Source organism: Psychrosphaera saromensis (assembly GCF_002954545.1).
GTDB classification, from domain to species: domain Bacteria; phylum Pseudomonadota; class Gammaproteobacteria; order Enterobacterales; family Alteromonadaceae; genus Psychrosphaera; species Psychrosphaera saromensis.
Genome location: NZ_MSCH01000003.1, coordinates 907,505 through 930,443, shown reverse-complemented (window position 1 = coordinate 930,443; position 22,939 = coordinate 907,505). Strand labels below are relative to the sequence as shown.

General features: G+C 37.4%; 30 protein-coding genes. 15 read left to right on the top strand and 15 right to left on the bottom strand.

Features of this window, described 5'->3' with window-relative positions:
- Nucleotides 1–149 precede the first annotated feature (149 nt).
- Together nhaA (BTO11_RS04265) and BTO11_RS04260 are read left to right on the top strand one after the other, a co-directional pair.
- Complete coding sequence (nhaA, locus tag BTO11_RS04265; protein ID WP_105051423.1) at nucleotides 150–1,322, top strand: Na+/H+ antiporter NhaA; 1,173 nt, start codon at nucleotides 150–152, stop codon at nucleotides 1,320–1,322.
- Nucleotides 1,323–1,433: 111 nt separating this feature from the next.
- Nucleotides 1,434–1,823 (top strand): MmcQ/YjbR family DNA-binding protein, encoded by a 390-nt coding sequence (locus BTO11_RS04260; protein WP_105051422.1) that lies wholly within the window; start codon nucleotides 1,434–1,436, stop codon nucleotides 1,821–1,823.
- Between the two features lie 52 nt (nucleotides 1,824–1,875).
- On the opposite strand, the gene BTO11_RS04255 is transcribed toward BTO11_RS04260, so the two are convergent.
- Nucleotides 1,876–2,814, bottom strand: a complete 939-nt coding sequence (locus BTO11_RS04255) for an MBL fold metallo-hydrolase (RefSeq protein ID WP_105051421.1) — start codon at nucleotides 2,812–2,814, stop codon at nucleotides 1,876–1,878.
- 130 nt (nucleotides 2,815–2,944) lie between these two features.
- Here BTO11_RS04255 and BTO11_RS04250 point away from each other — a divergent pair, with 130 nt between their 5' ends.
- Entirely contained in the window at nucleotides 2,945–3,835 is an 891-nt protein-coding gene (locus BTO11_RS04250) for a LysR family transcriptional regulator (RefSeq protein WP_105051420.1), read from the top strand.
- 78 nt (nucleotides 3,836–3,913) lie between these two features.
- Here the strand turns inward: BTO11_RS04250 and map are convergent, their stop codons facing one another.
- The 3 genes from map to BTO11_RS04235 form a co-directional block, all read right to left on the bottom strand.
- Entirely contained in the window at nucleotides 3,914–4,687 is a 774-nt protein-coding gene (gene map / locus BTO11_RS04245) for a type I methionyl aminopeptidase (protein WP_105051419.1), read from the bottom strand.
- Nucleotides 4,680–4,886, bottom strand: coding sequence for a ParD-like family protein (locus tag BTO11_RS04240; RefSeq protein ID WP_105051418.1), 207 nt, complete (start codon nucleotides 4,884–4,886; stop codon nucleotides 4,680–4,682). Before BTO11_RS04240 ends, map begins: the two co-directional genes overlap by 8 nt.
- A gap of 79 nt (nucleotides 4,887–4,965) precedes the next feature.
- Nucleotides 4,966–5,493, bottom strand: coding sequence for a hypothetical protein (locus tag BTO11_RS04235; RefSeq protein WP_105051417.1), 528 nt, complete (start codon nucleotides 5,491–5,493; stop codon nucleotides 4,966–4,968).
- 164 nt (nucleotides 5,494–5,657) lie between these two features.
- Here BTO11_RS04235 and BTO11_RS04230 point away from each other — a divergent pair, with 164 nt between their 5' ends.
- The 3 genes from BTO11_RS04230 to BTO11_RS04220 all read left to right on the top strand — a co-directional run bounded on the left by BTO11_RS04230 (nucleotide 5,658) and on the right by BTO11_RS04220 (nucleotide 7,225).
- Nucleotides 5,658–5,936: a DUF6482 family protein gene (locus BTO11_RS04230; RefSeq protein WP_105051416.1), complete on the top strand. Its 279-nt coding sequence runs from the start codon at nucleotides 5,658–5,660 to the stop codon at nucleotides 5,934–5,936.
- A 26-nt stretch (nucleotides 5,937–5,962) separates the two neighbouring features.
- Complete coding sequence (locus BTO11_RS04225; RefSeq protein WP_105051415.1) at nucleotides 5,963–6,559, top strand: HAD family hydrolase; 597 nt, start codon at nucleotides 5,963–5,965, stop codon at nucleotides 6,557–6,559.
- Between the two features lie 96 nt (nucleotides 6,560–6,655).
- Nucleotides 6,656–7,225: a CIA30 family protein gene (locus BTO11_RS04220; RefSeq protein WP_229793399.1), complete on the top strand. Its 570-nt coding sequence runs from the start codon at nucleotides 6,656–6,658 to the stop codon at nucleotides 7,223–7,225.
- Between the two features lie 64 nt (nucleotides 7,226–7,289).
- Here BTO11_RS04220 and BTO11_RS04215 read toward each other — a convergent pair whose 3' ends face one another.
- The 5 genes from BTO11_RS04215 to nhaA (BTO11_RS04195) form a co-directional block, all read right to left on the bottom strand.
- Nucleotides 7,290–8,033: an SDR family NAD(P)-dependent oxidoreductase gene (locus tag BTO11_RS04215; protein ID WP_105051414.1), complete on the bottom strand. Its 744-nt coding sequence runs from the start codon at nucleotides 8,031–8,033 to the stop codon at nucleotides 7,290–7,292.
- Nucleotides 7,996–8,451, bottom strand: a complete 456-nt coding sequence (locus BTO11_RS04210; protein WP_229793400.1) for a thiol-disulfide oxidoreductase DCC family protein — start codon at nucleotides 8,449–8,451, stop codon at nucleotides 7,996–7,998. The genes BTO11_RS04215 and BTO11_RS04210 overlap by 38 nt, the downstream gene beginning before the upstream one ends.
- Complete coding sequence (locus tag BTO11_RS04205; RefSeq protein WP_105051413.1) at nucleotides 8,448–9,101, bottom strand: flavin reductase family protein; 654 nt, start codon at nucleotides 9,099–9,101, stop codon at nucleotides 8,448–8,450. The genes BTO11_RS04210 and BTO11_RS04205 overlap by 4 nt, the downstream gene beginning before the upstream one ends.
- Before the next feature lie 217 nt (nucleotides 9,102–9,318).
- A complete protein-coding gene (locus BTO11_RS04200) occupies nucleotides 9,319–9,735 on the bottom strand; it encodes a Rap1a family protein (protein ID WP_105051412.1) in 417 nt (138 codons plus the stop codon).
- 5 nt (nucleotides 9,736–9,740) lie between these two features.
- The gene (gene nhaA, locus BTO11_RS04195) at nucleotides 9,741–10,934 is read right to left on the bottom strand and encodes a Na+/H+ antiporter NhaA (protein WP_105051411.1); all 1,194 of its coding nucleotides are present in this window, start codon (nucleotides 10,932–10,934) and stop codon (nucleotides 9,741–9,743) included.
- 142 nt (nucleotides 10,935–11,076) lie between these two features.
- Between nhaA (BTO11_RS04195) and BTO11_RS04190 the strand changes: the two genes are divergently transcribed.
- The 5 genes from BTO11_RS04190 to BTO11_RS04170 all read left to right on the top strand — a co-directional run bounded on the left by BTO11_RS04190 (nucleotide 11,077) and on the right by BTO11_RS04170 (nucleotide 13,955).
- Nucleotides 11,077–11,973 (top strand): LysR family transcriptional regulator, encoded by an 897-nt coding sequence (locus BTO11_RS04190; RefSeq protein WP_105051410.1) that lies wholly within the window; start codon nucleotides 11,077–11,079, stop codon nucleotides 11,971–11,973.
- Nucleotides 11,974–12,068: 95 nt separating this feature from the next.
- Nucleotides 12,069–12,350: a DUF3081 family protein gene (locus BTO11_RS04185; RefSeq protein ID WP_105051409.1), complete on the top strand. Its 282-nt coding sequence runs from the start codon at nucleotides 12,069–12,071 to the stop codon at nucleotides 12,348–12,350.
- Between the two features lie 31 nt (nucleotides 12,351–12,381).
- The gene (locus BTO11_RS04180) at nucleotides 12,382–12,597 is read left to right on the top strand and encodes a TIGR02450 family Trp-rich protein (protein ID WP_105051408.1); all 216 of its coding nucleotides are present in this window, start codon (nucleotides 12,382–12,384) and stop codon (nucleotides 12,595–12,597) included.
- A 147-nt stretch (nucleotides 12,598–12,744) separates the two neighbouring features.
- Nucleotides 12,745–13,740, top strand: a complete 996-nt coding sequence (locus tag BTO11_RS04175) for a hydrolase (protein WP_105051407.1) — start codon at nucleotides 12,745–12,747, stop codon at nucleotides 13,738–13,740.
- Nucleotides 13,737–13,955, top strand: coding sequence for a YheU family protein (locus BTO11_RS04170; RefSeq protein ID WP_105051406.1), 219 nt, complete (start codon nucleotides 13,737–13,739; stop codon nucleotides 13,953–13,955). The genes BTO11_RS04175 and BTO11_RS04170 overlap by 4 nt, the downstream gene beginning before the upstream one ends.
- A 30-nt stretch (nucleotides 13,956–13,985) precedes the next feature.
- On the opposite strand, the gene BTO11_RS04165 is transcribed toward BTO11_RS04170, so the two are convergent.
- The 3 genes from BTO11_RS04165 to nudE are packed head-to-tail and all read right to left on the bottom strand — an operon-like array spanning nucleotide 13,986 to nucleotide 15,934.
- Nucleotides 13,986–14,495, bottom strand: coding sequence for a hypothetical protein (locus BTO11_RS04165; RefSeq protein WP_105051405.1), 510 nt, complete (start codon nucleotides 14,493–14,495; stop codon nucleotides 13,986–13,988).
- A 15-nt stretch (nucleotides 14,496–14,510) separates the two neighbouring features.
- Entirely contained in the window at nucleotides 14,511–15,341 is an 831-nt protein-coding gene (cysQ, locus tag BTO11_RS04160) for a 3'(2'),5'-bisphosphate nucleotidase CysQ (RefSeq protein WP_105051404.1), read from the bottom strand.
- Between the two features lie 26 nt (nucleotides 15,342–15,367).
- A complete protein-coding gene (nudE, locus tag BTO11_RS04155; protein WP_105051403.1) occupies nucleotides 15,368–15,934 on the bottom strand; it encodes an ADP compounds hydrolase NudE in 567 nt (188 codons plus the stop codon).
- A gap of 63 nt (nucleotides 15,935–15,997) precedes the next feature.
- On the opposite strand from nudE, the gene yrfG reads away from it, so the two are divergent.
- Nucleotides 15,998–16,657: a GMP/IMP nucleotidase gene (gene yrfG, locus BTO11_RS04150; protein ID WP_105051402.1), complete on the top strand. Its 660-nt coding sequence runs from the start codon at nucleotides 15,998–16,000 to the stop codon at nucleotides 16,655–16,657.
- A 16-nt stretch (nucleotides 16,658–16,673) separates the two neighbouring features.
- On the opposite strand, the gene nagA is transcribed toward yrfG, so the two are convergent.
- Nucleotides 16,674–17,804, bottom strand: a complete 1,131-nt coding sequence (gene nagA, locus BTO11_RS04145; RefSeq protein ID WP_105051401.1) for an N-acetylglucosamine-6-phosphate deacetylase — start codon at nucleotides 17,802–17,804, stop codon at nucleotides 16,674–16,676.
- A gap of 328 nt (nucleotides 17,805–18,132) precedes the next feature.
- Between nagA and BTO11_RS04140 the strand changes: the two genes are divergently transcribed.
- From BTO11_RS04140 to BTO11_RS04130, 3 genes are read left to right on the top strand one after another with little or no spacing between them, the layout of a single operon-like run.
- A complete protein-coding gene (locus tag BTO11_RS04140; RefSeq protein ID WP_229793401.1) occupies nucleotides 18,133–18,423 on the top strand; it encodes a hypothetical protein in 291 nt (96 codons plus the stop codon).
- Between the two features lie 9 nt (nucleotides 18,424–18,432).
- Entirely contained in the window at nucleotides 18,433–20,070 is a 1,638-nt protein-coding gene (locus BTO11_RS04135) for a PepSY-associated TM helix domain-containing protein (RefSeq protein ID WP_181135836.1), read from the top strand.
- A 1-nt stretch (nucleotide 20,071) separates the two neighbouring features.
- Complete coding sequence (locus BTO11_RS04130) at nucleotides 20,072–20,314, top strand: hypothetical protein (RefSeq protein ID WP_105051399.1); 243 nt, start codon at nucleotides 20,072–20,074, stop codon at nucleotides 20,312–20,314.
- Between the two features lie 222 nt (nucleotides 20,315–20,536).
- On the opposite strand, the gene dld is transcribed toward BTO11_RS04130, so the two are convergent.
- On the bottom strand, nucleotides 20,537–22,237 hold the full coding sequence (dld, locus tag BTO11_RS04125; protein ID WP_105051398.1) for a D-lactate dehydrogenase: 1,701 nt from the start codon (nucleotides 22,235–22,237) through the stop codon (nucleotides 20,537–20,539).
- Nucleotides 22,238–22,311: 74 nt separating this feature from the next.
- Nucleotides 22,312–22,878, bottom strand: coding sequence for a cyclic nucleotide-binding domain-containing protein (locus BTO11_RS04120; protein WP_105051397.1), 567 nt, complete (start codon nucleotides 22,876–22,878; stop codon nucleotides 22,312–22,314).
- Nucleotides 22,879–22,939 lie beyond the last annotated feature (61 nt).

Genomic DNA, 22,939 nt, shown 5'->3' with positions numbered 1-22,939 from the left:
TATTGAGCTATATCAAGTTAACTGCTTATTTTTCTGGTTAAAAAAGTGACCTTATATAATTGAAATTAGTCGATTAACCGTCTATTTATTTCTATATCCTTAATTCCTTGTTATGGTTAGCTTCATGAAAATATTTAAAGAAACCACTAATGTCTAAAAAATTAAAACAAATGATCCAACACGATGCTGCAGGTGGAGTTATTCTTGTTTGCGCCGCAATCCTGGCTCTTATCTTTGCTAATTCGCCTTTAGATGGTTTCTACAATGGTATGTTAAATCTACCAGTAGCAATTCAGTTCGGTTCATTTGAAATAGCTAAACCTTTACTGTTATGGATTAACGATGGGCTGATGGCCATTTTCTTTTTTATGGTGGGTTTAGAAATTAAACGAGAAATTCTACAGGGTCATTTAAGTTCTGTTGCTCAAATAACCTTACCAGCAATAGCTGCAATTGCAGGTATCGCCGTACCAGCATTAATTTATGTTTGGTTTAACCAAGATGATCCTATTGCCGTTACCGGATGGGCAATACCTTCTGCTACAGACATTGCATTTGCGCTTGGAGTATTTAGTTTATTTGGTCGTTCGTTACCTATAACGTTAAAACTGTTTTTATTGTCGGTAGCAATTTTTGATGACATAGGCGCGATAGTGATTATTGCGTTATTTTATTCTGCTGACTTATCCACAACATCTTTAATTATTGCTGCTGTAGGGCTGTTAGCTCTATTTGGCTTAAATCGCTATAAAGTTAGAGCACAAGGTGCGTATGTTTTAATTGGAATTATTGTATGGGCAGCTGTTTTAAAATCCGGCGTTCATGCAACTCTTGCAGGTTTTGCGGTTGCCATGTTTATTCCTATTAATGTTAAGAACGAAGATGGTCATCCAATGCTGCATCACATGGAGCACAGCTTACATAATTGGGTCGCCTTTTTTATCTTACCAGTATTTGCCTTTGCCAATGCAGGTGTACAACTTATTGGAACAACAACAGAAGATATTTTTAACCCTATTGTCATGGGTATTGTTGCTGGATTATTTATTGGTAAACAAGTTGGTATTTTTGGTGCTTGCTGGTTAGCCGTTAAGAGTGGATTAGCTAAATTACCTGATGGAACAAATTGGCTGCAACTTTATGGAGTTACTCTTTTATGTGGGATTGGTTTTACCATGAGCTTATTCATTGGATCATTAGCTTTTGAACACCAAGGGTTTGAACATTTAAATAGCGTTAAAGTCGGTGTATTATCGGGATCTATTCTGTCAGCTATTGTTGGGGCATTCTTTATCTCTCGTAGCCGAAAAGTTACTGAATAATTATATTACTAGCTGTTAATAATGGTACATTAAGCGCAGTATATATATTGCGCTTTTTTCTTTACAAGCATACCTTGGCTACGCATATTTTCACTTAAATGGAAGCTATTAATGAATTTTCAAATTCCAGTTCAAACGTACTTAAAATCAAAGCCTGAAACCTTAGTAAATTTTCCATTTAATGACGTATCTGAAGTGTATAAAGTTAAACATAAGATGTTTGCAATTCTTAGCGAAAGTAAAGCTGAGGTTAAAGCAGAAGACGGCTCTGAGCCGTATTGGCTAAATTTAAAATGTGACCCAGATGAAGCAATAATGTTACGTGATATTTTCCCTTCTATAATCCCAGGCTATCACATGAACAAAAAACATTGGAATACCATTATTTTAGACGGTTCAGTTCCTCAAGGAGAAATTGAGCGCATGATCGATAACTCTTACATGTTAGTTGTAGGCAATATGCCGCAAAAAGATCAAGCTTCTATCTTACTTCATTTATGATGCGGCTATTTAATCAGACATTAAATGCCTGATTAAATATAACGAGCATAATTTATAGACTTTGATGTCCAGGCTGTACTCGGATCTCAGGGTAGCTTTTAACTAGTTCAATCAGTTTGTTTAAACTTGTAAGACTGCGAGTTTGATCGGTTGAAAAGCTGCCAGGTTCAACGCCATGGTTCCATCCCCACGTAGTATGGCTTGCATCACCAGTAAAAAGCACCGGACCTTCAAATGTATTTACTAAATAAGCGGTAGAACCCGCTGTGTGACCAGGTGAATGAATTGCAAACACACTACTATCTCCAAACACATCAACATACTCTGCGGTCCATTGTTGCAACGACGGTCTGCCGTTAAGCATAGTGTCGGTAGCACCTCGCGTTGCTGCGTATAAGAAATAACGTTCTTCAGTTTCTCCTTCTCCTACATACAAAGGAACCTGTTTATCTATTGCCGATATACCGCTTATATGATCAAGGTGTAAATGCGTTAAAAACACGCCTTTTAAATCCAAGTTTCTTTGTTTTATATAATCATCTGTTGCCGTCAGTATTGTCATGTTCTCTAATCCATACCCAGATGCTAACCAGCTAGGAATACCTAACGACTCTGGATCATTATAAAACTGTTGGCTAACGCCTGTATCAATCAAAAAGTCTCCGTGTAAAGGATGCGTTAAATGGAAAGTATAAATTTGAATGTCTTCATCATGATCTTCCAACCCTTCATGTTTTGCGGCTGCGGACTCAAGATTAAGTAAACCACTTAAAGGGACTTTCCAGTTTGCAGATTTAACCTTGTTCACCGATATTTTTTTTCCTGTAGTTAGGCTATCAACTAAAGACTGATAATTACTTTCTTGCCCTAATGTTGATGTAATAGATGGGTGGTTTGTTTGCGTTGCTTGATTAATCCATATTATGGAAGAGAGAAATAAAAGACTAACAAAGCCAATTACCATTTTTATATAGAACCTATTCTTACTCATATTATTTACTCCATAATTAGTTAATGTGATTTATTCTCTCTTTACCTTTAGTAGTAAAAGAAGATATGGCATAGTTTAGCCATTCTATAAATCATGTAAATCCACTAAATAACAATCGGCATATCCAAAAATGAATAGCAATGAATTAAATTGGCAAGACATCCGACTTTTTTTAGCGGTAGCTGAGAGTGGTAGTTTTAGTGCTGCAGCCAGAAATTTAAAACTTGGCCAACCAACACTCAGCAGACGTATTGCAGAGCTGGAGCAACAGCTTGGTCAGCCATTATTTTCTCGTTTTAGTCAGGGTTGTGAACTTACAGCATTAGGGCAAAAACTTTTGCCTGCAGCAAAACAAATGGCAATTTGGTCAGTTGAAACCATGACGCAGGCTCAAGCACCAAATAAAGTTGAAGGTAGAGTGCGGATCACCGCGCCTCCTGGAATTTGTTTTGCCTTTTTACCGCAGGTAGGAAAAAAGCTAAAAGACAAATATCCCGGTATTCAGCTCGAAGTGTTAAGTGGCACCAATACCTTTAATCTTACCCGTGGCGAGGCAGATATATCATTTCGTACAGAAAAACCAAAAGATAAAGACCTAATTTGTATGGCGTCTTTTTATTGTGGAATAAACGTTTATGTATCGGAAGATGTTGCCAACTCGTTAAGTAATGATGTGACTTTTCAAGAGTTAAACTGGATTTGTTGGTCGGAAGACCACGATCATTTACTGACTAATCAAATTTTAAAGAGGGAAATACAAAACTTTAAGCCAGTATTCAGCTCTAATGATTATAACGTCCAAGTAGCGGCGTGTTGTGCCGGATTAGGAGCATTAGCCTTACCTACTAGTTTTGTAAAAAGCCCATTAATTAAAGGACTTACAGCTCTAGACATTGACCTAAGTGAAGTTGCCGCTGGTGAATTACATATCGTCATCCATAAGCGCTACCAGCACGTTGAAAGAGTGGTGATAGTGGCCGAATTATTAAAAACATATTTTAGCGAAATTTGGCCACAGTAGTTTCAAGTCAAATGATGAAACATAAGTAATACATTATAATTAGCTATAAGTGGACTATAGGCTGGGCATTATATTAATTTACAGAGTTTCCTCATGACGCAGCGTTAATACCTCAAACCCCGTTTTGGTCACCAAAATTGTATGCTCCCATTGAGCAGATAGTTTTTTATCTTTTGTGACTACTGTCCAACCATCTTTCTTGTTTTTAATTTTGTGAGTACCTTGGTTGATCATAGGTTCAATGGTGAATGTCATACCCGCTTTCAGAACTAGTCCCGTATTCGGTCTGCCGTAATGCAATACTTGAGGATCTTCGTGCATTTCACGGCCGATACCATGACCACAATATTCTCTTACAACACTGTAACCGGCCTGCTCTGCATGTTTTTGAATTGCATAACCAACATCTCCTAATCTTGCTCCTGGCTTCACCACGTTAATGCCTTTCCACATGGCATCATAAGTGGTTTTAACTAAGCGCTTAGCCTCTACACTGGTATTGCTAAAGGTGAACATTTTACTGGAGTCGCTAATAAACCCGTCTTTTTCTAAAGTGATATCAAGATTGATAATATCTTTAGCATTGATCTTGACTGTATCGCTAGGAACACCGTGGCAAACCACGTCATTAATGGATGAGTTTAACGAGAACTTGTAATCATATTGACCTTTGCTGGCGGGACGAGCATTCAATTCATTACGAATATAATCTTCAACTTTGGTATCTATTTCCAATGTTGTCATGCCTTCACAAATAAAGTCATCTAACATTTTAAATACTTGTGCCAACAGTCGGCCAGATTCACGCATTAATGCAATTTCTTGTTCATTTTTTAAAATGGCTTTACTCATGAAACGCCTCTGCAATAGTCTGATCGGCTTTAAGTAACTCAGCTTTCATTATTTCAGTAAAAGTCAGTGTTGGGTTCAACTCTGCTAATCGCCCGACTTTTATCCAAAACTCAGCTTGTGAATTAATGGACCTAGACATGACATTGCTAGAACGTCTAATTTCTTCATGCAATGTTTCTGATATTTTTACTATACCCATTTGGCTTTATACACTTTATATATACAACATATATGAAGTGTATACCCCGGTATAAGAATGAGTCAATAAATTTATCCTCTTACCTAGTAGCTTCTAATGCATTTCTTAACTCATTCAGCGCTCCAACCGAAAAGCCTCTGTCATAAAAATACAAAATAACACCGTCTTTATTTATCAAGGCAACTCTGGCGTTATTACCACTTTCATTACCTGTAAATTTTTGTACTTTTTCGCCATCTTCATAAACGGTTACCACACCTTTCCATAACTCTTTTGGAATGCCTTTACGCATACCATTGTCGATAACGGTACTAAACATTCTTGGGAACATGCCTTGAATAGTTGGTAGCTCATACACGTCCACTATGGTATTTGTCATGTCTAAACCAATTAACCAACGGTCAATATCAAACTGCGAGTTTTGCTTGTAACCTATTAATAATAAAACAGCGTCTTGCTTTAAATCAGCAGGAATATTCAACTGATTTTGTTCTAATGTTTGTCCGGTAATGGATGGGAACACTTGGCCCTTAACCGACTGATTTGGATAAGATGTGCCACATGCTGATAACAGCGATACAAATATAGCTAAAATAACGATACGCATTGGGATTTCACTTTTATAAAATTTAATTTGTTATATATACGTTCTTGATTTCAATAAAGTTCACCCTAGTTTGACAAAACTTCATCAAGCAATGCACAACTAATGATGATCCTTAAAGGCAATTGCCTCGTAATTACTTAAACTACTTTAATTGGAGTTTTATTATGAGCAACACGTTAACCGAAGCAAATTTAGAGCTAACACCAACTATCATTTGCGTAGCAGAATCTACTCATTATTTAATTGGCGTACAAGACTCGTTGGACAATTTAATTAGCTTAGATAAGTCGAATAAAATAGGTATTACATCGTCTCTCACTGAAGCCAAAAACTATTTACGTAAAAAAAATATATTCACAGCAACACTTGAATATCAAACACCATACGATGAAATGTGTGGGTTAAGTCCGGCTGCACCATGTCGTCAAAACATAACTTTTTAACTGTTTATATACTGTAAGGATAAGCTTTGTTAACCAATAAATTGCAGGGTGTTATTTTTGATTTAGACGACACATTAGTGTCGTCTAGTCTAAATTTTAATAAAATTAAAAAATCTCTAGGTTGTCCGCTAGACACTGATGTATTGGATTTTTTAGATGGGAAGACTCAGCCAGAGAAAGGCAGAATAGAGCAGAAATTAATTGGTTATGAAATCAAAGAAGCGGCCGAATCAGTTAAATTAGACGGCGCTGATAATCTGTTAACATTATTGCATAAGCTAAACATGCCAATAGCAATCGTCACCCGAAATTGTCGTGATGCTGCGTTAATCAAAATTAACAATAATAACCTTAATATTCCTATTCTCATATCAAGAGAAGAACACCAAGCAAAACCAGCTCCCGACGGCTTATTATTTTTGGCAAATAAATGGGGCATCCCACCTGAAAACTTATTGTATGTAGGTGATTATTTATATGACATTCAAGCCGCGATTAATGCAAATACAATGTCTTGTTTAGTGACACACGGTAATACACCAGACTATGCACATTTAGCTACGCTTGTGGTCAATGAGCTAACCGATTTACAAAGCATAATTGAAAATACACATAATATTTAATCAACCCATCATTAGGATAAGAGGATGAAATGGTTAATCATTTTTGTATTCGCTTTAATAGCTTATGCTATTTTATCAAAGGTCTATTGTAAAAATATGAACACTTTAAAAGACGCTAGTTTGAAAATCGATGCTTTGAAAAATAATATGGTTGGCATTAATGATTATACAGGCTCTGAAGAGTTAGCTAATTGGCGCATTACAAACGACAGTGTTATGGGTGGAAAGTCGCAAGGTGAAATAATACTTGCTCAAGATAGAGTGTTATTTACTGGTGAAATTTCGTTGGAAAATAACGGTGGATTCACCTCTACTTTTCATCCAGTGACCTCTTTAGAGCCAGGTATCGATACCATCAGCATAGATGTGCAAGGTGACGGTCATATTTATCAATTAAGACTGGTTACTATAGTTGATGGTTATCGTTTATCTTACAAACAGGATTTCGCTACTAGCCTTAATGAAAGACAACAAATAACCTTTAAATTAAGTGATTTTCAAGCGTATTTCCGAGGTCGTAACATTGATAATGCACCTGAGTTAACGTCTGAGAATATTGTTGAAGTTGGATTTTTACTTAACTTTACTAAGCTCATTATTCACCCAAAAAAAAACCACAAACCAAAAACGTTTTCTTTATCTATCTTCAAAATAAGCTTCGATTAAAGCTAAAGATCAGCTTAGCTTGACCTGCCACTAAGCTGATTGTTGTTCGCCAGTTGATCCTTGCTCACCAGTTGATGGTTTCACCTTTCCAATCTAAGAAACTGGCAGTGTGATCTAGTTCCTGTCTTGTAACTATTTCTAATAATTGCTGAGCAACAAATTCGCAGGTAAACAACTTACCTTTAGGAACGTTTTTCTGAAACGGTTTTGATAATTCAGTATCGGTAGTACCTGGATGAAAGACTATGACTTTGATATTTTTTGCTCGACGAGCAAGCTCTACCGACGCCGTTTTTAGCATCATATTCAATGCGGCTTTTGACGCTCGGTAGCTATACCAACCTCCAAGCTGATTCTCACTAATACTGCCAACTCTAGCGCTGAACACAATTAAGTTACACCTTAGTTTTCCGGTTAATACTGGTACTAATTTTTGCAACCACAACATAGGCGTTAATGCATTTGCTGACATAACCTGGTTGAACGACTCTGGGTCAAAATCTTCTAAGCGTTTTTCCGGCTGTATGGTTTCACTATGTAATATACCGTTGCACACAAAAACATTGGTTATTGGCAAGCTTGATTCTGCCTGTATTTTTGTAATTGCTAACTCTATGGAGTTGGCGCTGTAATCTTCTACACTGATCCGTCTAGCATTCGGTAAATTTTGGTAGGTAGACAAAGCACTTTCAGAAAAACCTCGACTAATAAGGACTATTTCGCTGTTATTCAAATGCCCATGTTCTATTCCGATGGCTTGAGCAATGGCACTATTTGCGCCTATTATCAGTGTTTGTTGAGTTATCATAACAAATCCCCGAATTACAGTTATTGGCCTTTAAGCCAAAAACCTTTGCTAAAAAAGATGATATTGGTTGTCTGTATTTAGCTAGCCCCAAATACACAAAATGGCTTAATGTTTTAATAACTGGCCAATTTAGCGGTGCCACCCAAAAACCTTTGCCTACAAGAGTCCAAGCCCTATGAGTTACTTCTAACCCGAGTAACGTTTTACCTTGGTATTTACCATGTAAGATTTTCATTGCATCAGAGTGCTTTATTTCAGGGTATAGCTGAGCAAATCCATCTTGGTGGATATCAACCAATTCAATTGCGTTATTGTTATCTTTGCGCGCTAGATGATTCATTTCCGCTACGCATAAGGGACAATGTCCATCATAAAATATGGTTAATAATTCTGAGTCTTTCGTCTCTACTATCATCATTCGTTAACCCCATTCAGCGGAATTTCCATTGGTGATTTATCGGGTTTAGCATAGCTAATGCGCGATAATCTTTGTGTCGTGTGGTAACTGTCTAATCCTGATATGGCCACTGTATTTAATGACTCTATATCAATATATCCATCGTCTTTAATCGCAGTTTCTTCACAAATTACATCTGTGATCTCGCCTATAATTAACAGCGTATTATTCAGTTCAATCGGGGTTATTTCTTTAACCGTTAATGCGTATTTAAGGCGGCTTTCTTTAACAAATGGAGCAGTGACATTATTTACAAATTCTGGCGTTAGCCCTACATGTTCAAATTCACTTTGCTCACTCAAATAACGAGCAGAACTCTGATGCGCTTTACGCCAAAAATCATCACTCACTTGGTTGATAGTGTATTGTTTGGTTTGTTGAATATTATCTAACGTATGGCGAGAAACACTGTCTGGTCGCATTATAAAACCAACCAGTGCAGGTGAAGAACCTAAATGGAAAACAGAGCTGAATATCGCAAGGTTATTGTTACCTTGCTTGTCACGTGTGCCGATAAGGTTGGCACTTTTGAAACCAGATAAGCTATTGATTAACTGCACTCGGTAACGTGTAGCCATTTCAGTTAAATCATCATTGTTAAAATGTTGCATAGGTATCACTTCTACGTATTAACTAAACTCGTTAAGTTAACAGCTTAGTTTAAGCATTTTATTTAACTATCAATACGCAGATTTATTACTTAGCGATCACACTTTCCTGATTAATTTTAACGGTTGTTTATCAAATTTTAGTTTTGAAGTTTACAAAACCCTTATAGATATTCCTTTACCTACAAGGTTTATAATATCTAAGCTTTAATACCCGATGTTAACAAGGGTAAAGCTTAATTAAAGAGTGATGTACGACTAATCTAAAGTCCGTAATATCTAGGTTAGATAAATCCATCGCTTTAGCAATTGACGATGCGACTTCTTGTCTTTGCATTTTTTTAGGAATACAAAACGGTCTTTCAAAGTCACTACTGACTATTTCGCCCGACATAGTACGTGTACGATAAACCCGCTTAATAAATTCACTTTTATCATCGTTACTGGCACTTTCATGATATTGCATTGAGGCATCAATAAACCCGTCAATATACAATTTACAGGCGTTAACATATTTGCCTCCATCATTTTTTTGATACTCAGAACAGGATTCAATGATCTCTGATTTAAAATCAGCTTTAGCAACAAAAGCAGTTAACATAAAACCAACGGCAACAAGTACATTTTTATAATTCATCTTTATTAACCTTCTATTTTTTTTATTTTATTAGACGAGCGTTTTATAAGTACTGCACCCAACACTCCGGACAATATTGAACCAACTAGCACACCAACTTTAACCTGTGTTTGATACGCCAACCCTTGCTCTTCAAATGCCAAAGAACCGATAAATAAACTCATGGTAAAACCAACACCACAGAGCAAACACACTCCATATAATTGACTCCAAGTTGCGTCTTTCGGCAACTTACAAAGGTTTAATTTGATAGCCGCATAACAAGCAGCAAAAATACCTAACTGTTTACCAATAAATAACCCGCCAATAATGCCAAAAGTAACAGGCGTAAAGAACTGAGAAACCGATGTTCCAAGTAATTCAACACCCGCGTTAGAAAAAGCAAACACAGGCAAAACAAAAAAGGCAATCCATGGATGTAAACCATGTTCAATCTGATACGACATAGACTCGGATTTTTCTTTGGCAATCGGAATAAACAAAGCAACCGCAAAACCAGCTAACGTCGCGTGGACGCCGGATTTTAATACCGCGGCCCAAACAATAATTGAGACTAAAATAAATGGTGTTTTACTGGCTAACTGCAAACGATTAAACACAAATAGGGCAACTAAACCGATAGACGCAATAATCAATGAATTAGTTGATAAATCAGTTGAATAAAACAGGGCAATAATAATAACTGCACCAATGTCATCAATAATAGCAACCGACAGTAAGAACAGTTTTAAACTTGGTGGTAAATGCTTACCAAATAAGATGAATAATCCCAAAGCAAATGCGATATCGGTAGCCGACGGTATTGCCCAACCATTCATTGCAATAGCATCTTCATAGTTGAATGCTACGTATATAAGTGCTGGGAATATGATCCCTGCAGCCGCAGCTAGAAATGGCAGAATAACTTGGTCTTTGGATGCTAATTGTCCGTATAACAATTCTCTTTTTATTTCTAATCCCACAACAAAAAAGAATATCGCCATCAAGCCATCATTGATCCATAAAACCAATGGTTTACTTATTTCAAATGAACCAAGTACGATACTGACTGGGAACTCTAAGAACGAGTTATAGGCTGGGCTAAGTGGACTGTTTGCTAATATAAGCGCAATAAGTGAAGCAAGAACAAGAATGATACCGGGACTGGCATCTGCCTTTATAAATTCTTTCCATTTTAAAATAAGCGAATTTTCTGACATGTGTTTACCTCTATGTTTGTCCCCTTAGTTATACCAACCTTAAAATCATTAAACAGTCGATTATAACTGATCACTCATCAGTTATAAGTTGATAATTTTATGCTATATTGAAACATAACGTTGATTATAAACATGAAAAAATATGCGCTTAAACTATCATCACCTTCAATATTTTTATGCCATTGCAACTCATGGCAGTATTGCTAAAGCATCTACTTTTTTGCATATCACTCCACAAACATTGAGCTCTCAACTACAAAAATTAGAAGAGCAATTGGGTTATAAACTATTTGATCGTATTGGCAGAAAAATGCAGCTAAATGCAATGGGGAACGTGACTTATAACTACGCCAAAGAAATATTTGATCTTGGTGATGAGTTACAAAATTCATTAAAAAATCATTCACAGAAATTTGCTTTCCAATTCTCTATTGGCGTCACAGATGTCATTCCAAAGGTGTTCTCTTTTAACTTCCTAAAAAATATTTACACCATGGACAACTCCATCAAACTTATTTGTAAAGAAACCCAATTAGATACCTTATTGGGCGAATTAGCCGTTAATAAATTAGATGCTATTTTGAGCGATACCTCATTACCAGTGCATTCCGCCGTTAAAGCGTTTAATCATGTAGTAGGCAAAAGTGGAATGAGCTTTTTTGCCACACAGAATAAAGCCAATGATTTAGAGAAGAACTTCCCACATTCACTTGATGGCGTACCTTTTTTCTTAGCTGGCGAAGGTACCAATCAGAAAATTAATGTTTTATCTTGGTTTGAACAAATAGGGGTAAAACCTCAAATTATTGGTGAGTTTGATGATTCAGTTTTGGCCAATTACTTTTGTCAGGCAAATTATGGCGTGTGCTGTGCGCCTACAATTATTGAAAGTCATGTATTAGAACAGTTCGACTTATCCGTGATTGGCAGAACCAATCAGATCATGGAACATTATTATCTGATCTCGCCGGAGCGAAAGGTGAAACACCCTGCAGTTCAGCATTTATTAAATGAGTCACGGAAATTATTTCCTCAGTAGCCCATTAACAAAGTTAATCGTATTTTAAACTTTAAACGTATTACTATAAGTAGAATGCTCAACTATAAAACTTGAGCAATAAATATAGGTGACATATGACATACGTAAACTATTTAGAATTATTTAATCATGTGATAACACATGGCACTAAACAAGACTCAAAATCGGTTTTTGAAGAGTTTTCTGCTTGGAACGAAATCGACGGTTACACTTGCTACTTAAAGTTTAAAGATGTGACGATAACGTTAATGTTCCATAGTCGTTTTTCATTTGAATACGAGCAAGAATCCGAGTTGCTTGCATTCCAAAAGGCCGCTAAACGTGCCTTTGACTTAATACAAGAACAGCGTTCTGCGCACACAGAATTAAGAAAATAATTAAACCAGTTATTAAGTAAAACGAGCAGTAATGAATAAAGTAAATCCAAAAGCACTACTAAATAGTAAATGGACAGCAATGCTTGTGAACAATAAAGAAAAGCACTTTATTGTTATAGACGTTGAGTTTGATGAAGAACAAAAAGTATCTTTGTGTGTGATTGAAGCGGTTATCAATAACCAGCAATACCCAATCAATTGGCGTGATTTAAAAGAGCCAACAAAATGGAAAATGGGCTGGCAATAATATTGATTATTCTTGGTAATTACTTCAATCTCTAGTTATCAGTATGAAATCGCTTTTATTACCAACAATTCCATGATTAAAAAGGATAAATAAATTTGAATTTAACTAATTCGACCCCATTTATCTTTGATAAACATTGAGGGTTACATGTTAGTTAAATCAGAATTTAAACCAGCTTGGTGGATGACTAATCGTCATTTACAGACAATTATACCTAGAACATATCCGATAAAATCACTTTTTAAGCCTGCAATTCAAGATTTTGAGCTAAGTGATGACGATTTTGTCGAGGTTACTTGGTCACATCAAGTCAATAAAATAAAACCAGACCAACCAATTGTATTGCTGTTTCATGGACTAGAAGGTTCGTTTGATAGTTTTTATACCAAGCGCATGATGAATGCTATTTATCAGCAAGGTTGGGTTGCGGTTCTCATGCATTTTAGAGGCTGTGGCGCTAAAACTAATCGTAAAACACAAAGTTATCATTCTGGGCAAACCTCAGATGTAAGTGAATTTATTGATTATCTAAGACAAAGACATCCTACTAATCCAATATTCTCTATCGGCTTTTCATTAGGCGGAAACGTGCTGTCGAAATATGTCGGGGAAAGAGAAGACTCACAATTAGATGGTGCGATTGTTATATCCGCTCCATTTAACTTATCTGAGTGTACAAAAGCGGTAAACCAAGGTTTTGCTAAGATTTACCAAAAGTACCTTTTAGATAAACTGAAAAGAAGCACCCTTGAAAAAATAGAACATTTAAAGGGTAGCGACCCTAGGCTATTAGACAAAGAAACGCTCGATAGCATAACCAATATGACCGACTTCGATAGATTAGTCACCGCGCCGTTAAATGGCTTTGTTGACGCTGAAGATTATTATCAACAATCCAGTGGTAAACAGTTTTTGTCGAGCATTAACACGCCAACATTAGTTATTCATTCCGAGGACGATCCCTTTATGAATGAATCTGTTATTCCAAACGAGTCTGAACTGTCTCCTTCCGTTCGATTTGAGTTGAGTAAAAAAGGTGGCCATGTCGGATTTTTAGCTGGTAACAATCCTCTAAAACCTGAATTTTGGCTAGAAACACGCAGTATTGCCTTTATTAAAAGCTTATTAACTGAGAAAAAATGATCATCCCGTGGCAGCAAATAAGTACCGATGCATTAAGTGGAATAATTGAAGAGTTTGTCATGAGAGAAGGAACTGATTATGGCGAAGCTGAAATTTCATTTGAAGAAAAAAAACTCGATGTACAAAGACAACTCAACAATGGTGATGTTGTTTTAGTATATTCCGAGCTACATGAAACGGTAAATTTGATGGCCGCTAACGATTTCAAAGGTTAACGGCTTTCATTTTATTGGCTAACTAAGCATTTAAATAGCGTAGTGATCAACCCAGTCTTCTACCCTAACGGCGAACTTATCGGTTAGCGGACTCCAACATCCACGTAAATCACAAGCTAAAATATTGTTATCAATGTTACGCACTATAATCGCAGTAGATTCAAATTCTTCGCGGTTAAAGTCATGTGCAATAGACATAGAGTCGTACATATCGTCTAGTGTTTCATGCTCAAGGGCATCTTCTAAAATATCAAAATCAAACTCACACTGCACAATAAAGTAATGATCGTGTCGATTCGAAATATAACGGCTACCAAATGGCGAAATTGCCAATAAAGTATGTTTGTAATGCTCTAGCTTTTGCATTTCAACTTCTGACTTCATTGAGCTATTTTTAAGATATTCGGTGATGTCATGCGCAATACATTTCATATCATCGGCAGATTGCGGACTTAGCACTCTACCGTCTACATAATCTGCTTCTCGGCCACTTAGTAGTGACATGGCACAACCAATCAAATTATTAATATCAGTGATCATAATAACTTTTATTCCTTAATCTCGTCTTGATGTATGTGGGATTGTAATTGTTGACCAATCAAACGACTTATCACTGACAACCATAAAGTTAGGATTTAACACCGACTCTCTTTGGTTATAGGTTAGTTCACCATACTCAGAATCTAGAATACAACCACCCGCTTCTTCCACTATTATTTGTGGGGCGCCTGTATCCCATTCACCAGTAATGCCAACTCGAATATATATATCCGCATTACCTTCTGCCACTAAACATGACTTTAATGCCGCACTTCCCATGGAAACGAATTCTAATGCAACATCCGGTTTAATAAACTTAGTGATAGTTTCTAATTTTTGCACTCGGCTAATAGCAACTCGTAAATATGGGTTTGCCAAATCGACGGGACTTGCCGTCACTTTTGTCGTTTTGCCACCACATATCTTATGAGTACCTAATCCCAGCGCCGCCCAAAAGGTAACTTTTGTAACAGGTGCATGAATAATACCAAGTATCGGCTTTCCATTTTCAACTAACGCAATATTAACCGCAAAGTCTGAACGACCAGCTACAAATTCTTGCGTTCCGTCTAATGGATCAATTAACCAATAACGTGACCAGAGCTTGCGCTCGGCTAGGGGAATATTTTCGATTTCTTCTGACATAATGGGAATGTCTGGCGTTAACTTAGTTAACTCCTCCATTATAATTCCATTAGAAGCGTAATCTGCGCTGGTTACAGGAGATTCATCTAGTTTACTAAATTGCTCAAAGTCACCATCTTCAAAAAATTCTAAAATAGCGGCACCTGCAGAATTGGCTATTTCCACCGCATGTGCTGCTAACTGCTCTAGTGATAATGTCACTCTTAACTCCCTAGCTTATATTTATACTATAAGGTTAGTTTTTCTTTCGCCATATACAAGGCCGATACACTACGCGCTTCGGTAAAATCTTCTCGGCTCATCAATTCTTCTAGGTTATCCCATTGCCAATTCACCACAGTAAGCGGTTCTGGTTCGTCCCCTTCAAGCGACTCTGGGTAAAGATCAAACGCCATAAAAATATGCATGATTGAGTTAAAATAACTTGGCGTACTTGATAAGCTTTTTAGTTGGACTAAACGTTTTGCACCAAAGCCAATTTCTTCTTTTAACTCTCGGTTTGCTGCATGTTCTGGAGACTCACCTGGATCAATAAGCCCTTTAGGGAAACCAAGTTCATAACTATGGGTTCCAGCACAGTATTCGCTAACCAGTAAAAATTCTTGCTCGTTAACAATGGGGATGATCATAACCGCACCACGACCTGAACTTTTCATGCGTTCGTAGGTTCGTTGTTCACCATTGGAAAACTCTAACTCTAGCTGTTCAATTTTAAATAAACGGCTTTGAGCGACTAATTCAGATTTGTGAATTACCGGTAATGTATCTTTTTTGTTTTTTGTTTGCTCCGACATTGATTGCCTTCTACTAAGATCGGATACTAGGCTACTACTATAACGAACAAAGATTAAAAATCTATGCTTAATTGGTCTGATATACACACTGTTTTACTTGATATGGATGGCACTTTGCTCGATTTGCATTTTGACAACCACTTTTGGATGGAACATGCACCAAAAGCGTTAGCCAAAAAGCATGATATTTCTTTACAGCAAGCGAAAGAAAACCTCAAAATTCAAAACGATGCTGTTTATGGACAATTAGAATGGTATTGCCTAGATTATTGGCAGCAAGAATTAGATTTACCTATTGTGGAGTTAAAGCGCGAGATCTGTCATTTAATTCAACTGCGTGATGACACGATTCCGTTTTTAGATGCGTTAAAAGCTGCAGGCAAAGAAGTGATTTTGGTCACCAACGCTCACCCTGACTCATTGAGTTTAAAAGTGGAAATGACACAACTAGACAGTCATATCGACCAATTGATCTCATGCCATCAATATGGAGTGAGCAAAGAAAGCCAAAGCTTGTGGCAACAGCTACAACAAGATGTGGGGTTTGATAACAAACATACCTTATTTGTAGATGACTCAAAACCTGTACTGGAGTCAGCGAAAAAGTTTGGTATACAACATTTACTCGCAGTGGCTAATCCCGACAGTAAGAGGCAAGCTAAAATAATAGAAGGTTATACAAACACCACCGACTTTAGACACTTATTAGCTTACATAAAATAAGTTATAAATAAGCCTGTTATACACAGATGCCACCTTGATAAACCTGTTCAATCTGTAGCTGATCATTAATTACTAAAAAGTCAGCTTTAGCGCCTACTTGTAAATGACCAATATCATTTAATCCTAAAAACTTAGCCGGTACTTGTGTGGCGCTGTGTAAAGCATCTTTTAACTCGATACCCAATACTTGATGTGCTTTTCTGACTGCACCTATCATATCAAGACAAGAGCCAGCTAAAGTCCCATCCGGTGTCGTCAGTTTATCGCCATCTCTAGTGATGTGGCTGTCTAGCCAAGGCAACGTGATTAAGTCACTTCCAACGTGCGCCATTGCATCCGTTACCAACATAATACCTTTTGCTGATTTGGTCTTAAACGCCAAACGACAGTTAGTTCGGTGCACGTGTAACAAGTCTACAATCAAACCTGCGGTAATACGTTCATCGTCGAGCGCTGCACCAATCAATCCCGGCGTTCTAGCCTGTAAACCAGACATAGCGTTAAATAAATGCGTTGCGCCAGTGGCTCCTGCATCTATTGCAGCCAAAACAGTATCAAAGTCGGCATTTGAATGCCCCAACGCAACGATTACACCTTGGCTGACTAAATCTTTTATAACATCGGGGCTGACGTTTTCAGGTGCAACAGTTAACAACACTTTGCCTAGGTCATTGCGCGTTACCAAGTTAAGTTCAGCATCGTTCATAGCCCGCACTTGATCAGATGGATGAATACCACGTTTAGCTATGCTTAAATGAGGTCCCTCAAAATGAACGCCAACAATTCCTTGCGCTTTTTCCGCTATCGCCTCAGCAATTGCATCGCCTGCTTGTTGCATCACGGCTAAATTATCAGTTATCAACGTGGGCATCATAGATGTAGTACCAAACTGTTGATGCGCTGAAAATATGGTTTTAAGTGAGGTAAACGTTGGGGCTTGATTAAGCAAAACGCCACCGCCACCATTAACTTGCGTATCAATAAAACCAGGCGTCACTAAACCATTAATTTGTACATCGCAGTTGGTAGATTCAGTGGCCAGTGATCCACTCAAGAGTGCTGACACCAATCCATCATTCACTTCAAAACAATAATTATTATGTAAGTCGACACCATCAAAAAACTGTTTTGCACAAAACCATGTCATAGCGAAGTTCCTGTCTAGCTAATATATAAATTAAAATGTTTACCTGATCTGATTCAGACCGAATAATTCATTAGGGTTTAATCCCACGTAAGGGCAACCGAATAATTCATTAGGGTTTAATCCCACGTAAGGGCAACCGATTCATTATCAGAACACAGTATAAAGCTCAAAGGAACCAAACGCTTGTGTATTTTATCATCTGCATAGCTAGTGTTGTTAAGGCCTAACAATATACATTGTAAATGACAATCATTCCTATTTGTAAACGTGGGTAATTTAATGTATTTTGTAGCACTAATTTTTCACTAGGTCTAATGATCGGAATACAATGGAAAAACACTCTAAAAAAAGCACATTCAACGCTTTTAAAAGCCGTACATTTTTGGCTTTAATACTGACTCTAATTACCTCAGTAATCATGATCCCTGGCATGTCTACTTACCTGCCTTTGGTTCAAAATGATGCTATCGCCATTCCAGTCTTAATGTTTCCTTTTATTTGGACCGCGTTATTTATATATAGCTATATGGCGACGTCCGTAAGAAACGTTTGGTTCTTGATGATTGGGCTGAATGTGATCCATATCACATGTATTTATTTTGCGTTATTTGGTAACTAGGAGATAAAAGTGAAAAGTATTACGATAAAGAAGCTTTACCAGCTTCACTCATGGGTTGGCTTAGTTACTGGCATACTATTATTCATCATTGCCTTTAGTGGTGCAGTAGCGGTGTTTGCGCTCCCTGAGCTTAAGATATGGGCAAATGAAGAACTTAGAGCACCAATCAAACATAACCCTCAAGGGTTTGAACAACTTATCAATGAATACTCTCAAAAAGTAGACCCTGTCTATCTTGAAGAAATTCAGATTAGATTACCCGCTACACGTACATCACAAACATCACGTGTCATTTTTGAAGGCCATATTCAAACACCTGAAGGAAAAGAAAAACACGAAGGTATAGTGTATGAATTCCATCCTGAGACGCTGAAAGAATTATCTGAAACAGATATGGAAGTGTTTTTTAACCAAGACAAATTAGACATGGCAAGCTTCCTTGCGCACTTCCATGCAGATCTACATTTGGGCCGCCCGGTTGGATTAATATTAACTGGGCTATTAGGCTTAACCTTAATGGTCTCAATTGTAACTGGGCTATTTGTTCACCGAAAAATACTAGCTCAATTATTTACCTTTAGGATCCGTAAAACATTTTCATTAATGTTAAATGACGGACATAAAATAATGAGTGTTTGGGCAGTTTTATTTCATAGTACGATTGCTTTCACTGGTGCATTCTTAGGTTTAGCGACCGTAATTTTAGTCCCCGCAGCAGCTTATGTTGGCTTTAATGGCGACCAAGACAAGTTACTTGAAACATTTACCGCAGTAAAACCTGCAATCATTTCTCATGTACAGCAACCAACTCAACTTTCTAATATTATAGAGCAGAGTTTAGAAAGTAGACCGGACTTAAATTTCAGAAATGTAACCATAATGGGCTACGGCGATAAAAATGCTTTAGTTTACATTAATGGTACTGGTGGTGAGCACCTTGGTGGCGAGACACTGATCTACAATGGCGCGACCGCAGAGTATATTAAAACACAAGCTAACTTCGGACGATTAGACGGTGTAGCCGGTAAAATTTTGGATGCTATGTTTCCACTGCATTACGGTAACTTTGGCGGTGTATTAGTAAAAATACTGTGGTCAGTATTAGGCATGATCACGGCTTTATTACCAATCACTGGATTAATGCTGTGGATTGAACGTGGCTTAAACAGCCAGCAACCAAATCATAGTCGCCGCACCTATCAAAACTTTAATAAGTTATTAATTGGCTCGTGTGGTGGGATTGTCCTAGCAACCGCAGCTTTGTTTCCCGCGCAGCTTATATTAAACACGGTTATGCACGGTTTAGATCACACTAAGAGTATATTTATTATTTTCTTTAGTGTGTGGATTGTATCGCTTCTCATACCTTTTGTTATCAATTACAAAACAGCGATTAAATTGATATTTAAGCTTATTGCTGGACTACTTATTATTGTAATGCCTATGGATGCTATTTTAACATCTAGTCATTTATTTAATGTATTAGAAACCCAACACTATGTGTCTGTTTCAGTCGACTTGGTATTATTTGTCTTAGGCTTGTTAATGTTATTTGGTTATAAAAAACTATTCTCTTTACCTACAGAGGCTTTACCAATAGATGAGGATATAAATCAGCAATCCGAGCAAATAGAGAAGGAGTCTTAATATGTTATTTTTAGCCTTTATCGCGGCAATCATAGGCGCTGTTTTGTTAAATCAAAACGGCTCTTATACTGGCAATATTGGATATAAAATTATCTCTCTAATATTTAATGTTATTGCGGTTGTGCTATTTGCCATTGAGTATGGAACGGCTCGAGGTATTTTTATCTATTTAGCGGCAATATCTTTAATCGGCGTTGTGTTAACTGTCTTTTTTGCGTTTAAGGCAAAACAGCCAATCGAGTAACTGCCCAGCTTTATAGCTTTATTGCCTTATAGCCTTATAGCCCTATAGCTTTATAGCTTTATAGCCCTATAGCCCTATAGCTTTATAAATAAAAAAGTCCGTCAATATCATTGGCGGACTTTTTTGTATCTACGGAGGCAGCATCAAGACAAGATACCAGCATTATTTTATGAGTCGTGTCTTGTTGACTGTTATGCCTAGCCTTTCATTTTTGTAACTGAACTAATGCTGACAGCTGCAGTTACGCTGGTTTTTATCTGTTTTTCCAATCCCTGGATTAAAGGTGTTGGTTGGATCTAACGTTAAATAAAAGTCTTTAAGTGTTTGTTCAGCTTCGTATAAATGACCCACATTATGCTCTGCTGGGTATTTAACCCCACGCTGATTAAGTAACTCCAACATACTGTTTTTAACTTTTTTAGCGTCAGCTCCTTTTTTCAAAATATAATCCTGATGGAAAACATGACAGAAAAAATGACCGTAATACAGTTTCATTTCTAACTCTTGTTCTATTTCTGTTGGCAGTTGCTCCAACCAGTTAATATCATCTCGCCTGAGCGCTATGTCTAACGACAATAAATCACCAACTTCTTTTTGATATAACGTGTGATAACGCATTGCTGCACCGGCTGCGGCAAAACGGTTTAATACCGCTGCTTCAGTTTCTTTTGCATCACATTCAAAAAAATCACCTTCTTGCTCAGCAAAAAAATGAGCTAAATGCGCCTTAGCTTCTGCTATTCCCTGCTCGCTCATTTTCAAAATCAAATGATGCTCGTATTTGGCTCTATATTGTAAAATGCGAGGTGGTAAATGCTGTGGGAAAAATCGACCTGCGATTTGCATAACCCAATCACTTAAATGTGAAGAGACAAAAGGTAACGATTTACATAACGCATCCACTCGGCCTTTTAAGGCAAACAGTTTAGGCAGACGATCTGTGCCCAGGTGTTTCACACTTAAAAAAGTATCTTTGCCATACTTGGCTGAAATATCAAAAATATCTTTATGTAAGTACTCACCAACTTCTGGTAGATTTTCGTATTTTTGCAATACATCTCGTCTAAACTTACCTAAAACTAGAGGGTTGTTGGTGCCGATATAAAATGTCTGTTCCTGCTTAGCAACCGCAAAAGTGTCTAATCTAACGGCGAACACAGCTAATTTCCCAGCGCAACCACTGGCCTCAAACAAGCGCCTTGGGTCTGCATTAAATCGACTTGGCGTCGCTTCATCAACCTGGCGGATTCTTTGTTGGTATTCGGTATCTGAACACTGGGCATCACTCGGCGCTAAGTTATCTTTATCAAAGTTACCATTGCTTAAATTTGTTAATATTTGCTCTGGTGAGTCGCCTAACTCAATGCCTAAATGGTTAACTAATTGCAGTTCTCCTTGCTCATCCACACGAGCAAACAATGCCATTTCTGTATAAGCCGGGCCACGTTTAATTAATGCACCACCGGAGTTGTTAGCTATACCTCCAACAACCGATGCCCCCAAACAAGAAGAACCAATCACTGAATGCGGAGTGCGCTTAATTGGTTTCAATAGCTTCTCTAAACTAAATAAAGTAGCGCCGGGGAAACTTAATGCCTGCTTGCCTTGATCCAATAAATACACCTGATCCATCGCCAAGGTATTAATGATAACAATAGGTCTGTCGTAATCATCACCACTTGGTGTAGAGCCTTCCGTTAAGCCGGTATTAGCTGCTTGCATGATGATGATAGTTTTGTGTTTAACGCATACTTGCAGGGCTTGATAGAAGGCTAACAAGTTCTCAGGCTTAAGCACGGCAAAAGCATCGCCGCCGCCAGTGCGCCAACCTAATCGAAAACGTCGAGACTTTTGTTTATTTATAATGACTTGGGTTTGACCTACAGCATCTTCAAGTTCTTGCTGTAATTGCGTGTGCGGCATAATAGGATTTCCTAACAGTTATACAATTTTTGCTAGTAAAGTACGTTATTAAAACAACTGATATAGATTAGTTGTTAACGCTTTTTTATATTTAATACGTGGGCAATACCATCATTGTCTTGTTTATTTTCTGGCTCTGGTTGTTTATCGCGGTCGGGATCTAATTTGAGTTCAAGTGTATCTACCTGCTCTACCAACTTGATGATTTTGACATTTTGTTTTGACACTCGGTCAACCAAGCCATTAATGATTTTTTGTTTTATTGACTCTCTTACTTTTAACGGCAGCATATCAAACAAGTCGCGGGTAACTCTAAGGGCGATGATATCGGTTTTGGCCGTTACTGTGGCACTTCTTGCTTCGTTGCAAATAAAGCCAACTTCACCAATGAAATTACCAGGCGTCGTTTTTGCGATAAATTGTTTATCCACTGTGACTTCAGCTTCACCATTTAGCAGAATGTAGAAATCAGAATCGAGTTGGTTCTGTTTTATAAAAGCATTACCCTTTTCAATCATCACCACTAAATCTGGAATATTAGATACAGTTCTTCTGTCATTGGCATCTAGGTTTTTAAATAGTGGGATCCGATTTAAAAATTCCAGTAATTTCAATTTTGAAATGTTAGTTATTTTTTTCATGTGTTTATGCTTTTAATCTACTTCAATAAATCCGTCGAGTTGCAAACATAAACTACAATAT

Coding starts and splice junctions, on each gene's coding strand:
- nhaA (WP_105051423.1), top strand. CDS start 150: ATGTCTAAAAAATTAAAACAAATGATCCAACACGATGCTGCAGGTGGA.
- BTO11_RS04260 (WP_105051422.1), top strand. CDS start 1,434: ATGAATTTTCAAATTCCAGTTCAAACGTACTTAAAATCAAAGCCTGAA.
- BTO11_RS04255 (WP_105051421.1), bottom strand. CDS start 2,814: ATGAGTAAGAATAGGTTCTATATAAAAATGGTAATTGGCTTTGTTAGT.
- BTO11_RS04250 (WP_105051420.1), top strand. CDS start 2,945: ATGAATAGCAATGAATTAAATTGGCAAGACATCCGACTTTTTTTAGCG.
- map (WP_105051419.1), bottom strand. CDS start 4,687: ATGAGTAAAGCCATTTTAAAAAATGAACAAGAAATTGCATTAATGCGT.
- BTO11_RS04240 (WP_105051418.1), bottom strand. CDS start 4,886: ATGGGTATAGTAAAAATATCAGAAACATTGCATGAAGAAATTAGACGT.
- BTO11_RS04235 (WP_105051417.1), bottom strand. CDS start 5,493: ATGCGTATCGTTATTTTAGCTATATTTGTATCGCTGTTATCAGCATGT.
- BTO11_RS04230 (WP_105051416.1), top strand. CDS start 5,658: ATGAGCAACACGTTAACCGAAGCAAATTTAGAGCTAACACCAACTATC.
- BTO11_RS04220 (WP_229793399.1), top strand. CDS start 6,656: ATGAACACTTTAAAAGACGCTAGTTTGAAAATCGATGCTTTGAAAAAT.
- BTO11_RS04215 (WP_105051414.1), bottom strand. CDS start 8,033: ATGATAACTCAACAAACACTGATAATAGGCGCAAATAGTGCCATTGCT.
- BTO11_RS04210 (WP_229793400.1), bottom strand. CDS start 8,451: ATGATGATAGTAGAGACGAAAGACTCAGAATTATTAACCATATTTTAT.
- BTO11_RS04205 (WP_105051413.1), bottom strand. CDS start 9,101: ATGCAACATTTTAACAATGATGATTTAACTGAAATGGCTACACGTTAC.
- BTO11_RS04200 (WP_105051412.1), bottom strand. CDS start 9,735: ATGAATTATAAAAATGTACTTGTTGCCGTTGGTTTTATGTTAACTGCT.
- nhaA (WP_105051411.1), bottom strand. CDS start 10,934: ATGTCAGAAAATTCGCTTATTTTAAAATGGAAAGAATTTATAAAGGCA.
- BTO11_RS04190 (WP_105051410.1), top strand. CDS start 11,077: ATGCGCTTAAACTATCATCACCTTCAATATTTTTATGCCATTGCAACT.
- BTO11_RS04185 (WP_105051409.1), top strand. CDS start 12,069: ATGACATACGTAAACTATTTAGAATTATTTAATCATGTGATAACACAT.
- BTO11_RS04180 (WP_105051408.1), top strand. CDS start 12,382: ATGAATAAAGTAAATCCAAAAGCACTACTAAATAGTAAATGGACAGCA.
- BTO11_RS04175 (WP_105051407.1), top strand. CDS start 12,745: ATGTTAGTTAAATCAGAATTTAAACCAGCTTGGTGGATGACTAATCGT.
- BTO11_RS04170 (WP_105051406.1), top strand. CDS start 13,737: ATGATCATCCCGTGGCAGCAAATAAGTACCGATGCATTAAGTGGAATA.
- BTO11_RS04165 (WP_105051405.1), bottom strand. CDS start 14,495: ATGATCACTGATATTAATAATTTGATTGGTTGTGCCATGTCACTACTA.
- nudE (WP_105051403.1), bottom strand. CDS start 15,934: ATGTCGGAGCAAACAAAAAACAAAAAAGATACATTACCGGTAATTCAC.
- yrfG (WP_105051402.1), top strand. CDS start 15,998: ATGCTTAATTGGTCTGATATACACACTGTTTTACTTGATATGGATGGC.
- nagA (WP_105051401.1), bottom strand. CDS start 17,804: ATGACATGGTTTTGTGCAAAACAGTTTTTTGATGGTGTCGACTTACAT.
- BTO11_RS04140 (WP_229793401.1), top strand. CDS start 18,133: ATGGAAAAACACTCTAAAAAAAGCACATTCAACGCTTTTAAAAGCCGT.
- BTO11_RS04130 (WP_105051399.1), top strand. CDS start 20,072: ATGTTATTTTTAGCCTTTATCGCGGCAATCATAGGCGCTGTTTTGTTA.
- dld (WP_105051398.1), bottom strand. CDS start 22,237: ATGCCGCACACGCAATTACAGCAAGAACTTGAAGATGCTGTAGGTCAA.
- BTO11_RS04120 (WP_105051397.1), bottom strand. CDS start 22,878: ATGAAAAAAATAACTAACATTTCAAAATTGAAATTACTGGAATTTTTA.